This is a genomic window from Psychrobacter sp. (genome assembly GCF_041554015.1).
Classification (GTDB): Bacteria; Pseudomonadota; Gammaproteobacteria; order Pseudomonadales; family Moraxellaceae; genus Psychrobacter.
In genome coordinates this window covers 1-13,255 of the sequence record NZ_JBFFMS010000017.1, presented here as the reverse complement: position 1 = coordinate 13,255, position 13,255 = coordinate 1, and the positions used below count along the sequence as shown (strand labels likewise).

10 protein-coding genes and 1 tRNA gene are annotated in these 13,255 nt (G+C 44.2%); 5 read left to right on the top strand and 6 right to left on the bottom strand.

Annotation, left to right across the window (positions count from 1 at the left end; translation table 11 throughout):
* Window positions 1-52: 52 nt before the first annotated feature.
* The gene (locus tag ABYU67_RS06270) at window positions 53-1,285 is read right to left on the bottom strand and encodes an 8-amino-7-oxononanoate synthase (RefSeq protein ID WP_372844147.1); all 1,233 of its coding nucleotides are present in this window, start codon (window positions 1,283-1,285) and stop codon (window positions 53-55) included.
* 321 nt (window positions 1,286-1,606) lie between these two features.
* Here ABYU67_RS06270 and ABYU67_RS06265 point away from each other — a divergent pair, with 321 nt between their 5' ends.
* The 4 genes from ABYU67_RS06265 (at window position 1,607) to ABYU67_RS06250 (ending at window position 5,391) form a co-directional block, all read left to right on the top strand.
* Window positions 1,607-2,146 (top strand): porin family protein, encoded by a 540-nt coding sequence (locus tag ABYU67_RS06265; protein ID WP_372844146.1) that lies wholly within the window; start codon window positions 1,607-1,609, stop codon window positions 2,144-2,146.
* Between the two features lie 200 nt (window positions 2,147-2,346).
* Window positions 2,347-2,844: an NfeD family protein gene (locus tag ABYU67_RS06260; RefSeq protein WP_372844145.1), complete on the top strand. Its 498-nt coding sequence runs from the start codon at window positions 2,347-2,349 to the stop codon at window positions 2,842-2,844.
* 15 nt (window positions 2,845-2,859) lie between these two features.
* Window positions 2,860-3,720: an SPFH domain-containing protein gene (locus tag ABYU67_RS06255; protein ID WP_372844144.1), complete on the top strand. Its 861-nt coding sequence runs from the start codon at window positions 2,860-2,862 to the stop codon at window positions 3,718-3,720.
* Between the two features lie 294 nt (window positions 3,721-4,014).
* Window positions 4,015-5,391 (top strand): esterase-like activity of phytase family protein, encoded by a 1,377-nt coding sequence (locus ABYU67_RS06250; RefSeq protein WP_372844143.1) that lies wholly within the window; start codon window positions 4,015-4,017, stop codon window positions 5,389-5,391.
* A gap of 136 nt (window positions 5,392-5,527) precedes the next feature.
* Here the strand turns inward: ABYU67_RS06250 and hemN are convergent, their stop codons facing one another.
* Together hemN and ABYU67_RS06240 are read right to left on the bottom strand one after the other, a co-directional pair.
* Entirely contained in the window at window positions 5,528-7,072 is a 1,545-nt protein-coding gene (gene hemN, locus ABYU67_RS06245) for an oxygen-independent coproporphyrinogen III oxidase (protein WP_372844142.1), read from the bottom strand.
* A 242-nt stretch (window positions 7,073-7,314) separates the two neighbouring features.
* Window positions 7,315-9,780 (bottom strand): penicillin acylase family protein, encoded by a 2,466-nt coding sequence (locus ABYU67_RS06240; protein WP_372844141.1) that lies wholly within the window; start codon window positions 9,778-9,780, stop codon window positions 7,315-7,317.
* 321 nt (window positions 9,781-10,101) lie between these two features.
* Here ABYU67_RS06240 and ABYU67_RS06235 point away from each other — a divergent pair, with 321 nt between their 5' ends.
* Window positions 10,102-11,652, top strand: a complete 1,551-nt coding sequence (locus ABYU67_RS06235; protein ID WP_372844140.1) for a YifB family Mg chelatase-like AAA ATPase — start codon at window positions 10,102-10,104, stop codon at window positions 11,650-11,652.
* A gap of 12 nt (window positions 11,653-11,664) precedes the next feature.
* Here ABYU67_RS06235 and ABYU67_RS06230 read toward each other — a convergent pair whose 3' ends face one another.
* From ABYU67_RS06230 to ABYU67_RS06220, 3 genes are all read right to left on the bottom strand, one after another.
* The gene (locus ABYU67_RS06230) at window positions 11,665-12,357 is read right to left on the bottom strand and encodes a phosphoglycolate phosphatase (protein ID WP_372844139.1); all 693 of its coding nucleotides are present in this window, start codon (window positions 12,355-12,357) and stop codon (window positions 11,665-11,667) included.
* Window positions 12,358-12,453: 96 nt separating this feature from the next.
* Complete coding sequence (locus ABYU67_RS06225; protein ID WP_372844174.1) at window positions 12,454-12,954, bottom strand: DUF4385 domain-containing protein; 501 nt, start codon at window positions 12,952-12,954, stop codon at window positions 12,454-12,456.
* Window positions 12,955-13,132: 178 nt separating this feature from the next.
* A tRNA-Phe gene (locus ABYU67_RS06220) sits at window positions 13,133-13,208 on the bottom strand.
* Window positions 13,209-13,255 lie beyond the last annotated feature (47 nt).

The following is a 13,255-nucleotide window of genomic DNA, read 5'->3' as shown; positions in this document are numbered from 1 at the left end:
GATGATCGCTTAAAGCTAAAATAAATCATTTACTAAAAGACAAATAATCGCATTATAAATGCGCTATCAGTCGCTGACAGTCATCTAAGCTCAATGCTGCATTCATTACCAAACGGATACGAGCAGTATTGGCAGGAACGGTAGGTGGTCTAACAGGTAGGGCATAAAATCCTGCTGCTTGTAGCTGCTTTGCTTTCTTGACGGTAAGCGCATTATCCCCTAGCAAATAAGGCACAATAGGCGAGTCATAGCCTGTCTCTTGATGAGTTGATAATAGGCGGTGGCGCTCCGGTATAGCAGCCCTTAGCGTAGCAGATAACTGCGCCAGATGAAGGCGCTGCTCAGTTAAGCTTGGCATTTTTGCTAAGATAAAACGTGTCCAGGCATGATTAATCGGAGGTAGCGCGGTGCTAAAAATAAGGGGGCGCATTTGATTGATCAGCCATTGTTTGACCATATCATCACACATGATATAGGCACCAATAGAGGCAAAAGCTTTACCAAAAGTTCCCACCAGATAATCAATAGCAGCCAGCGTCTGGGTTTCCTCTGCCAACCCTAAGCCTGTATCACCTAAGATACCGATAGCATGTGCTTCATCGATATATAGCTCAATACGAGCATCTTTGGCTTTTAATTGTACCAACTGCGCTAAGTCAGCACGGTCGCCATCCATACTAAAAATACTTTCGGTGACGATAATAATGCGCTCAATACTTGCATCTGCTTGCTCAATAAATGTGTCTAAATGCTCATAGTCGTTATGACGGTAACGACGATAACTGACCAGCTTGCTTTGGCTCAGGCGTATGCCATCGATGATACTAGCGTGTACCAGCTTGTCAGCTAAAATCAGAGTCTTGATAGGCAGTGCGGTCAGAGCGGGCAAAATACCGATATTGGCATGGTAGCCACTATTGAATACCAGCACCGATTTTGAGCAAGCGAGGTTTTGCTTTTTTATGGCGTTTTGATACCAGTCTTGTAGTTCAGTCTCTAAGGCTTGCAGCTGCTCATCGTTACCTGTCAAAAGCCTAGACGAGGTAGCACTCATCCTCGGAACAGTATCGATTGGCAATTGGCTAAGTTGATTGAGGAATTTGCTTTTTAATTGATCATTACTACCCAAACCCAAATAGTCGTTGCTAGCAATATTGAGTAAACGCTTGCCTTCACTTATCACATGGCGCTCATGGTGGTGTAGATTGGGTATTTGGCGATATTGATTCGCCGATTTTAACGCGTCGAGTGCTGCTTGCAGATGATTGATAATGAGAGCAGTCATTGATGTCCCTTTTTCTGTTGGAGCGCTTTTATTTGATCGTTTGCACTTATTAAAATCAGTTTTTGAGTAAATTATCTCAATAATGAGTAGCGATTATTGCACAAACCCAGTGGTTGTAACAAAAGATTTCATATATCGCTCTTTGTAACTTCAACACTGATAAACACTTGCAAAACTTAACTTTCTTACCATTAAACACTGACAGAGTTTTTGACATGGTTTGTTACTATGTATACATCGTTAGCAAACAAGGCGATATGACTAAAAAGTCCACATAAATAAATTAACTTGTTTGTCCACAGTTGTTTTAAGGAGATACACATGAAAACTCTACAGAAAACTCTACTTGCACTAGCAGCGGGTTCATTATTAAGCATGGGTGCACAAGCTGCCGTCTCTTATGGTAACGGTTATACTGGCCAACCATACGTTGGTGCTAAAGTCGGTCAATTCGATTTAGACGTTGATGGCGCTGATGATCCAACCGCATATGGTGTCTATGCAGGCTATAATTTCGATCCTAACTTCGGTATGGAAGCTGAATTTGTAGGCTCAGATGACGCTGATTACAGAGGCGGTGACATCGACGCAAAAACTTACGGCGCTTATGGTACGTACCGTTATGCTTTCCCAAACACTGGTTTATATGCTAAAGGTAAACTAGGTGTTGCAAGAACTGAAATAGAAGCGACTGGTACTTCTCCAGCAGGTTTCTATAATGGTACTAACAAAGACACAAGTTTAGCTGGTGGTGTCGGTCTTGGCTACTCAGTAAACCCTAACTTCAGCGTTGAAGCTGAATATGACAAGCTAGGTAGTGATGCGGATCTAATGACCGTTGGTGCACAGCTAAAGTTCTAATGTTTTGATACTTGATAGCAAAGTATGAACAAGAACGCCCAAAATAAAAAACGATCGCTTCGGCGGTCGTTTTTTTGCTTTTTTAAACACGATATACTGAGCCGTAGTTCAAGGCAAACATAGATGCGCTTTTAAAACGTCCTTAGCAGAGTAAATGTGCTACATTGAAAGTTAGGATTATCAGGATAGGGAATAAAGCGATGATGGAGATGCTGTGGATGATTGAACCTTGGCATTGGTTGGTATTGGGCTTTCTACTGTTGATTATAGAGATGTTTGTGCCGACCTTTGCAAGTCTTTGGTTTGGTGCTGCTGCTATTATAGTGGCGGCGCTTTCATGGCTATTGCCTATTTCTATACCTGTACAAATTATCGTTTGGTTGGTGCTTTCTGCTATCTTCTTGCTGGCATGGTTTAAGTTTATCAAACCTTTATCTGTCAATCGTACCGCAGCTGGGCTCGGTGGTAGTGTTATCATCGGTGAAACCGGTATGATTATTGTGCAGCCACAGCCAGATAGAGCTGGCATCGTACGTTTTAGCGTGCCTATTGTGGGAGCTGCTGAATGGATGTGCCGCACTCGAGGAGAGCTTGTGTCGGTCGGGGATAGAGTGATAGTGACAGATGTCGTTGGTAATGAGCTGATTGTGAGTAGTATGACTACAAAATCAGCGATCAGCCAAAGTACGCCCATATAATAATAAGGATAAGTTATGGAAAGCTTTAGTATAGTGATGATCGTGTTAATTGCACTGGTCGTATTTACGGTATTTAAAGGGGTGCGAATTGTCCCGCAAGGCTATAAATGGGTCGTGCAGCGCTTAGGTAAATACAGCCAAACCCTCGAACCTGGATTGAATTTAATTATCCCTTATGTTGATCACGTATCTTATAAAGTGACAACCAAAGACATCGTGCTTGATATCCCCTCACAAGAGGTGATTACCCGTGATAACGTGGTGATTATCGCCAATGCTGTTGCCTATATTAGTATCGTGCGCCCTGACAAAGCGGTCTATGGTATTGAAGATTATGAGTATGGCATCCGTAATCTTGTCCAGACTTCACTGCGTTCAATCATCGGTGAGATGGATCTTGATAGTGCCTTGTCTAGCCGTGATGAAATCAAAACCAAACTCAAGCATGCCATCTCAGAAGATATTGCTGATTGGGGTATCACCCTAAAGACAGTTGAGATACAAGATATTAACCCATCACAAACCATGCAAGCATCGATGGAGGAGCAAGCAGCAGCCGAACGTCTACGCCGAGCAACAGTGACCCGTGCTGATGGTCAAAAGCAAGCAGCTATCTTAGAAGCAGACGGTCGTTTGGAGGCCTCACGCCGCGATGCTGAAGCGCAGGTGGTGCTGGCAAAAGGCTCAGAAGAGTCTATCCGTCTTATTACGGCTGCCATGGGAGAGGAGGAGATGCCGATTGTCTACTTGTTGGGTGAGCAATATATCAAGTCGATTCGCCAGCTAGCTGAATCGGATAACACAAAAATGGTGGTATTACCGGCTGATATTCTAAGCACCATCAAAGGCATGGTCGGTGATAAGCTTAGGGTTTAAACAGTCTTACTTTAAGCAAATGCTATAGTCGCTTCTCAATAAAACCGATACGTTATATTGCAACGCGGAACTGGTATAAATTTTTCTGGCGTGCTGCACCTACGCCGACAGAGGCTGCGTAAAATTTCTTCCAGTCCCGCTGTATCGTTTTACTACTGAATGCACTATATAGATAAAAATTAAAAAATAGCCAGTGAGCTCACAATGCGCTGGCTATTTTTTTGACCTAAATTTACTTCTTATTCTTTAATAAATGATTCAATAATAAAAATACTTGATACAAGGAAAATAACAATGCCTAAGCAACACTTGAATACTAAGATACTCTCTATAGAGAATTTCCCACAAGGCAGCCCATTACCTTATAAGGTACTAGATGCCACTCATATCAATGCTGCTTACCCTGAGCAGAAGTTAGAAATACGTGGCGGCGGCTATGGTTCAGATGCGGCGGCTCATCCAACCAATGCCAATCAATTTTATGCGCTGACCGATCGTGGTCCTAATGCTGATTTTGATGGTATTGCTGGCAAAGGTAAGCAGTTTCTCGTGCCAAATTATACGCCGTCTATCGGGCTGTTTGAGTTGCAAGCTGACGGTAAAATTATCAAAGTAGCCGAGCTGCTGCTGAAAGACAATCAGGGCAATCCCATCTCGGGGTTACCGAATCCAAAGGCACTGGGCGGCACCAATGAAGTACCTTATGATATCAATGGTCAGCCAATGACGGTCAATCCAGATTTACCATTTGATGAAGTGACCAATCCGATTAAAACCGATATTCATGGTTTAGATCCTGAAGGACTTGCCGCACTGACAGACGGCAGTTTTTGGGTCAGTGATGAGTATGGTCCACACCTTGTACATTATGATGCCAATGGGGTGGAGATTGCGCGTATCAATGCCTTTGCCAATGATGAGCGTAATAATGTAATCGTTAATGGCAAGCCAATCTTATTACCAACAGAATTTACCAAGCGCCGTGCTAATCGTGGTATGGAAGCCTTGACGATTACGCCTGATCAATCGACATTGGTGGGTATCATGGAGTCATCGATGGACAATCCTAATAAGTCAGGACGTCTGTCTAGCCTCGTGCGTATCATAACGATTAATTTGGTGTCGGGACAAATAGCCCAGTATCTATATCGATTGGATAAAGCAGAGCACGTGACTTCTGGTATTGTGGCTATCAATGAGCAGGCGTTTTATCTGATTGAGCATGACCGCAAGCTCCCACTGCAAGATAAATCGGCAACAAAGCTTATCTACAAAATCGATATCTCGCAGGCAACAGATATCGAAGCTATTATAAATGATGAGAATGTTAAGCAAGATGCAAAGCTTGGCTTGCTAGTCGAAGGACAAACGCTTGAGCAGTTGATAGCAGAAAATGAAGAAAACTGGCAAATACTACAAGAGATGGCTATTAAGCCTGTAAAAAAGACTTTGGTTGTCGATGTATTGGCTAGTTTAAATTATCCGCATGATAAGCTTGAAGGCTTATGGTTACGCCAAGATGGCTCGTTAGGTTTACTCAATGATGATGACTTTGCGATGACAGATACAGAGATAGTCGATGCACAGAGTAGCGTTGAGCAAAAATACCTAGATCAAGAAAAAACCATAGAAGATGCCAATCGATTATATATCGTAATGCCTAGGGCATAAAGACGATTTACAATAAGTCCTTACCTTTATCACTCAATCACTCGCCAAAAAGTCACTTAACTAAAAGCCACTTACCGAAAAAGACCTCGATAGAGGTCTTTTTACTGTTGAAAAATTTAGCTGATAGTTTCAATATTCAAATAACTTTTGAGAAGCGGTCTTTGTGTTTTGTAGTAAGGTATTCATCGAATACCATGGCGACGTTGCGACCCAATAAGCGCCCTCTTGGTAACACGCGAATACCAGCAGCATCCATATCAATCAAGCGATCTTGTTGCATCTCGCCAAGCTTTTGAATTTCATCGATAAAGTAGGTGATGGCATCGATACCAAATTTCTGATTGATGTCTTTAAAATCCATATAATCGTGACACAATAAATTCATAATCACGTACTCACGTAAGCGATCTTTGATGGAGGTTTTAATCATATTGACTGCTGGCATGACGGTAGGATTATTACGTGCCGCATCGATAGTGTCTTTATAAACCTCTAAATCGGTATGATTTTGCAGCATATAACTGCTATTGGCATTGGCAATTTGACTGATTGAAGAGACACCAAAACCTAATAAATCACAGTCGCCCATGATGGTATAGCCCTGAAAATTACGATGTAACTTGCCCTCACGCTGAGCAATGGCAAGCTCATCATCAGGTTTGGCAAAATGGTCGATCCCAATATATTGATAACCAGCTTCGGTTAAGGTATTGATAGTATTACCGAGCATGGTAAGTTTGGCGGCTGGCGTCGGTAAATCCGCCTCTTTAATCTGCCGCTGCGCCTTAAAGCGCTCCGGTAGATGGGCATAATTAAATACCGACAAGCGATCGGGCGACATCTTAATAACACGGCGCACGGTTTTATCTAATGTTGCTGGGGTTTGATGTGGCAAACCATAAATCAGATCAATATTAATAGAGTGAAACCCTAGCTTACGCGCCTCATTTAATACATTCTCAATCAATTCTGCTGAATGTACCCGATTGACGGCAACTTGTACGGTTTCCTCTAAATCTTGCACGCCCAAGCTAATGCGGTTAAAACCTAAATTGCGCAATACTTTTAAAGTCTCACCACTGAGCTCGCGTGGGTCAATTTCGATAGAATAATCGCCTTGGTCTTCTGGCAAAAACTCAAACTGCGTCTGCAAAAACTCCCATAGCTGTATCAACTCATTGTCTTGCAAAAAAGTTGGCGTACCGCCGCCAAAATGCAGCTGTCTAACTAGTGGTTTTTTACCATCTTCTGCTGGCGTTAATAAAATACGTTTATGTTTAATCTCAGCAATTAGATACTCTAAATAATCACCCGCATCGCTGTTCTTTTTGGTGATGATTTTATTGCAAGCGCAGTAGTAGCAGAGGTGGCGACAAAAAGGAATATGGAAATACAGTGACAGCGGTGCATGAGCTTCGCGCGATTGCAGGATTTTTGCCTCAAGCCCATCTGGTATTGGCGCAAACTCTAAAGCCGTTGGATAAGAGGTATAACGCGGCCCTGAACGATCATACTTATTAATGATATCTTGATCGAAGGCTGGCAGCTGTTTACTGGTGATGCTGCCACGAGTACTGGCATAGGGATTGTCTGGTTGCACGACCGGACGCACCATGGTGGGCTGCTCGCTTGCATTAATGAGGTGCTCAGGTGTGCTATTGATATCAAGTTGTTCTGACATGCAAGATTCCTCGTTTGACTGTATCGATCGCTATTTGCATAAGAAGTTTAGGGTTTTGCTCATAACTGTATTGCTGACAAAAACGCATAAATTTTTTGAAACACGTAGCGACTAGTATAACAAATCACAGCCTACAGTAGCATGGACAGCAAGGGTTAGTTATATACCTATAAATTATATGGTTAGGCCATAAAAAAAGACTCTAGGATTGCCCTAGAGTCTTTTTTTATTCCTATCAAATATTACTCTCTTAACTGAATCTTATTGCCAACAGCTTGCTTGGAGATTTCGCTAGCGTTAAAAGGCAGGCGAATCCAATCTTTAGCCGAGTAACGGCGCGTTTGGTCACGGTGATAAGGTCGAGTCGTATCTGCTGACTGCGAGTAAGCTAACAGCGCTTCTACTACGGGACCCTTGGCATCAAAGGTCACTGACTGCATATAAGTTGGGCCATTATTGATAGGTTTATAAGTGCCATCGTCATTAAGACCCGGACCTTGTGCGACGTTAAAGATACCTTCTCGTCCCAAGCCGCCATGCATAGGGATTTTCTCGCTATTTTTGCCAGCATCGATAACGTATTGAAGGCTACCTAATGGTGCATCAAGTGCGATATTTTTACTATTGAAATAAGCAATTGAATCACCTAAAGCTTTACGCGTCTCTTCATTTATAATGAGCCCGCGCGGTGTGTTTACAGGATCCTTTACATCAAATTTCACTTTAAAAAGCACATCCGTGGTCTCAGTGAATTTTACATTGCGCCAAAACTCTCTAAACACGTGCGCGCCTTTGCTATCAAGATTATTACGGCGATCCCAATTGCTCAGAACTGTACAGGCTGTTGTCGCATCTACAGAGCCTCCAGTAGTAGGCATTATAGGATTAAGTTTACAGTCAGCGAGTACATCGTCAAGTACCAATTCGGCAACATAACTGCGGTTGCCATAAACCACCTGTTGCATATTTTCTAGGTTAAAGGTATTCCCGCCTAGATTGTCTTTGTTGCTTAAGCGATCCGCTATCTGCGTCAGTCCCATACGGCTACGCATCAGTAGAGGCACACCCTCGACAGGATTGGGTCCTAAGAAAGGTGCTAATCGACGACGCAGTAAGGGTGAAAAATCGGTGAGTGGCTGTTTAGGGTTGCTTAGCCAATAGCTGTCGTTAGAGTTGGCAACATAATCATTACGAATCAAGAAAGGCAGGTTTGAACGTCCAAAAATACCTACCTGTGGCGAGTCGGCATCTTTGCCCCATTCACAATCTGCTGTACTGCCATTAAGCGCGGGCAGATCTGCCGCAATCAAGCCGGTAAGAAATGGACCGGCATTGGCACTACAAGCTTCTAGCTGCTGTTTAGTAACGTGGGGAACGGTTGAGATATCAGCGTAAAGCGCCTTACCATAACGGTCGGTTGCGATGGTATTGACGAAGCCTAGACCGACTATGTCTTGCATTCTATCTACTAAATCCTCCACACTGGTTGCTTTATTCATACTGCGCCATTGATTCAAGGCGCGTGGGTTTTCAGAGGCAGCGTCACGGATGGTAAAGGCAAGATTGTTAGCGCCCCAAGCGGGTAGCGCCCCATTAATTTTATCGACTGCTAGCATAGGACCATAGTGCGATAGATAGATAGGTCGAACCAGTGTTTGATCATTGGGTAATTTAATGGTGATAGGTACCGCTTCGATATCACGCTGCTCAAAGACGCCAGCACTGTTTTTATAGTTATATTTCATTGGATTACCATTCACCAGACTAAGCTGATAAAGGGTAAAGCGTTTGGCGGTCGATACGGTATGACTCCAAGCGACATTTTTATTAAAGCCAATGTTAATAAAGGGCTGACCTTGTTGCGCAGAGCCCATGACATCAAGCTCGCCTGGTAAGGTTAGATGGAATTCATAAAAACGTTGTACCCCTTCCCACGGTTCATGTGGATTACCATACATCACGCCACTCTTGGTACGGGTTACTTCACTACCAAAGGCATAAGCGTTACTACCGCCGTCCATCACGTTGATAGTGGTCATATCAAACGCAGGTGCTGAGTCTACGACGAGATCCGATGCCTCAATACTACGCATCCTTGAGCTGCCCATCACTCTGTTCTGAGCGGGCGGTGCTGCTGCAACGATGGGACCAACGAAGTTAGATAAGCCACCACGCAGGTTGGCTTTACCATAGACGGTCAACAAATCATCAGTCGTGATCTCACGTACCCATTTAGCGTTAGCACAAGCTGGGTCAATGTTGGCAACGCCTTTATCACGTAGATAACGACTAAAGCCGGCTGCATAACCTGTTACAGCATCGATAACCTCAGGGTCCTGCGCTGCTAAAAATTCAGCGCGGCGGGCGGGCGTGTTATACCAAGTATAAAAAACATCGCTTGCGACATTACCTTCATTGCCTAGATATAGCATACTCTCGCCACGGGCGACGACCAGCTCACGGGCTAGTGAGCAGATATTGTCTTCAGCAAAGGCATAGCCAACGCCATAACCTAAGCCTTTATAATCTTTAGCGGTGATATGCGGGATACCAAACTCAGTGCGCTGGATATCCACAGCGTAGGTGGTATTAGAGTCTCCATTACTACTAAGACTGTCACTGTCCGAACAACCAGACAGTCCTAATGAGACTGCCGCTGTTAATAACGTTAGCGTATACACACGCCGATTAAGCACTTTGATGCTCATAAGCTTACCCATCCATGGTTAATTGGTGTTATCTAAAGCTGAAATACAAAACACTATTAAGCTTTAAATGATCAATAAATTCCTTTTTATTGCTCATGCTTTTTTATTGTTTAGGGTTATTAACCGCTAGGTTTTTTAAACGTTAATCAAAACGTGTATAAAACCCATAAAAAATTGATGAATAAGATAAACAAAAAGCATTTATCAATCATATAACAATGTCAAACATCTATGCTAGTGAATAAAATATATAAACACGCAACATTTGCGCACTTATTAATAATCCTCTATGATCGATAAATCTCTCTATAGGAAAGGCTTATGTCGTTTGCTCAAGTCTATACTCGCTCAGTCGTTGGGCTGCACGCACCTGAGGTCATCATTGAGGTTCATCTGTCGCAAGGACTGCCAGCATTGACCATTGTCGGATTGTCTGAAGCGGCAGTACGTGAGAGCAAGGATCGAGTGCGCTCAGCGATACTCAACTCTGGATTTCAGTTTCCTAATAGACGTTTGACGATCAATCTAGCGCCCGCTGATTTACCAAAGGATGGTGCTCGCCTTGATTTACCGATAGCGATTGGTATTTTGGCAGCCAGTGATCAGTTAGATCCAGCGGTATTGTCAGGGTTTGAGTTTATTGGAGAGTTGGCGCTCAATGGTGAGCTGCGGCAAGTAAGCGGTAGCTTGGCGGTTGCACGAGCGATAAAGGCTGAAGTGTTAGCGTCGCAGCTATTCAAAGACAATAAACAGCTGATGGCATCATCACGGCAACTTATTGTCCCAACCATCAATGGGGCAGAGGCTAGCCGTGTCGATGGTATCACTGTATTGGCAGCGCCAAATTTAAAGGCGGTATGCAATCATTTGCAAGCTCTTACTGATAGCAGTCTTTTGCATGAGCGCTTAACGGCGGTCGTGCCAAACCAAGTCCAGCAGCATATAGGTTATCAAGTAGATCTGGCAGACGTCAAAGGACAGCACCATGCGCGGCGGGCGTTGGAGATTGCCGCAGCCGGTGGACATTCGTTATTATTTACAGGACCACCGGGTTCGGGCAAAACCTTGATGGCGTCCCGTCTGCCAACTATTTTGCCAGATTTGAGTGCTGAGGATGCGCTAGAGGTTGCTAGTACCTACTCGGTTGCAGATAGTGATTATAATTATGGTACGCGCCCTTTTCGGCAAGTGCATCACACCATATCAGCGGTGGCGTTAGTCGGTGGTGGCTCACGACCGAAACCCGGTGAGATAACGCTTGCTGACAAAGGCGTCCTATTCCTTGATGAGTTGCCTGAATTTGATCGTACCGTCTTGGAAGTCCTACGGCAGCCGTTAGAGGCAAAGCAGATTACCATTAGCCGTGCCAACTCGCAGATGACCTTTCCGGCAAATTTTCAACTGGTAGCAGCGATGAACCCGTGCCCGTGTGGCTATGATGGCGATGGGTCAGCAAGGTGTCGCTGCCGACCTGAGCAGATTAAACGCTATCAAGACAAGCTATCTGGACCGCTACTTGATCGTATTGACTTGCATATCACTGTGCCAGCATTACCGATTGCGGATCTGCAAAATGCTAAAGCTGGAGAAACCTCTGAGCAAGTTCGTACTCGCGTAACGGCAGCACATAATCGTCAATTAGTACGACAGAACAAGGTCAATAATGAGCTGAGTCCGAGCGAGATTGATAAATATATCCAGCTAGGGGCGGGCGAGCAGCAACTGTTAGAGCTTGCTCAGCAGCGTCTTAATTTATCTGCTCGAGGCTATCATCGGGTATTGCGCGTTGCACGGACGATTGCTGATTTGGCGGACAGCACGGATATCACCAGCGCTCATGTGTCAGAGGCGCTCAGTTATCGTAGTAAATGATAGCCTTGGGTTTTAACTATTGGCAGACGAACCCTTTAATAGATAGTCAGCCAAAGCGCCAAAATCATCGAAGGCTTCGGTCGGATTAAGCTCGCGGATATCATTCCCATAGTTGTAGCCATAAGACAGCCCAAGGGTATCCATGTTGGCATTTTGTCCGGCTAATATATCGTTTTTAGAGTCCCCAATCATGATTGCTTGTGCTGGGAGAATGTTCAGCGCCTTACAGACATGCAATAGTGGTGCGGGATCTGGTTTTTTAGTAGGCAAGCTGTCACCGCCCAATACTTCACTAAACAAATGCTGCCAGCCAAACGATTGAAGGATTTTTGGCACAAAACGCATCGGCTTATTGGTCACCAATGCCAGCGTATAGCCCGCTGCTTTGAGCTGTTTTAATCCGCTATCGACATCTGGATAAGCGACGGTTTTGCTACCACTGATATTTTTATAAGCATCAAAAAACACCTGCTCAGCGTGATCGGCTTCCTCGACCGTTAACTCACCTTCTAGAACCTCTATCTTACCGACTAAAGCGCGCTCGACGAGCATTCTTGAGCCATTACCAACCCAGTTACGGATGCTGGCGAGAGGATAGGGCGTCTTGCCAAGGGTAGTCAGCATGGCATTGGTTGCATCCGCCAAATCTGGCACGCTATCAATCAATGTGCCATCAAAATCAAAAATTAAAAGTTGCTTGTCCATGATGTCTATCCGTTAAAAATGCGGTATGTTTTATTGAGACTTGTTTGATGACGATTACCATAGCATAAGCAAGCAGTAAATTTTAATGTTGCGAGCTTATTTGATGTCTTGATAGCGTTCACGGTGATGAGCTTTCATCGCTACATACCCTTTATTTTCGCGGCATAAATCCCATTTTTCCTTAAAAATACGCGCTGACTCTGCTTTGATAGGGTCTTCGATTTGCCGAGGCAGCTCTTCGCGACCATGGGCACCGCTTTGACCTTTTTTATCATCAGGGACCGCCCCTTTGTACTTTTTACCGCCCTTATGATTGGCATAGCGGCGCGCGCGGGTAAAGCCCATTTGGATAAATTTGCGAGCCATATCAGCGCCGACAAAGTCATCGGCTGCCAGATAATCCAAAAACATCCGATAAATGGTATCGCTACTCTCACGCGCAATCTCAGGGGTCGCAAAGCGCCAATGCGGCAGTATCTCAGACTTATAAGGCTCTACCAGTAGCACCCCTTGCTCACCGCGACCGACACGGTATAGCTCAGGCTGCGCGCGCAAATCTAGATTTTTATAATCCAAATCATAATCAAATTCTCTCATCATCTTACCTATCGGCTAGCCCTAGATAGACTTAGTATAAAGAGCTGATATGATTTAAATGTAGCGTAGATATGTTATAGATCAGTGAAAGTAGAGCATAATAGCCGCCAGCTAACTTGCAGCCATAAAAAAAGCCCCAAACATAAATGTTTGGGGCTTTTTAGAATTCTTAAACGAATGGTGGCTCGAGGCAGGTTCGAACTGCCGACACACGGATTTTCAATCCGTTGCTCTACCGACTGAGCTATCGAGCCGTCTTCGTTGAGGCGCTATTAAACTAAATATAGCGCTTACTGTCAAG

Coding starts and splice junctions, on each gene's coding strand:
- ABYU67_RS06240 (WP_372844141.1), bottom strand. CDS start 9,780: ATGAGCATCAAAGTGCTTAATCGGCGTGTGTATACGCTAACGTTATTA.
- hemN (WP_372844142.1), bottom strand. CDS start 7,072: ATGTCAGAACAACTTGATATCAATAGCACACCTGAGCACCTCATTAAT.
- ABYU67_RS06265 (WP_372844146.1), top strand. CDS start 1,607: ATGAAAACTCTACAGAAAACTCTACTTGCACTAGCAGCGGGTTCATTA.
- ABYU67_RS06250 (WP_372844143.1), top strand. CDS start 4,015: ATGCCTAAGCAACACTTGAATACTAAGATACTCTCTATAGAGAATTTC.
- ABYU67_RS06230 (WP_372844139.1), bottom strand. CDS start 12,357: ATGGACAAGCAACTTTTAATTTTTGATTTTGATGGCACATTGATTGAT.
- ABYU67_RS06255 (WP_372844144.1), top strand. CDS start 2,860: ATGGAAAGCTTTAGTATAGTGATGATCGTGTTAATTGCACTGGTCGTA.
- ABYU67_RS06225 (WP_372844174.1), bottom strand. CDS start 12,954: ATGAGAGAATTTGATTATGATTTGGATTATAAAAATCTAGATTTGCGC.
- ABYU67_RS06270 (WP_372844147.1), bottom strand. CDS start 1,285: ATGACTGCTCTCATTATCAATCATCTGCAAGCAGCACTCGACGCGTTA.
- ABYU67_RS06235 (WP_372844140.1), top strand. CDS start 10,102: ATGTCGTTTGCTCAAGTCTATACTCGCTCAGTCGTTGGGCTGCACGCA.
- ABYU67_RS06260 (WP_372844145.1), top strand. CDS start 2,347: ATGATGGAGATGCTGTGGATGATTGAACCTTGGCATTGGTTGGTATTG.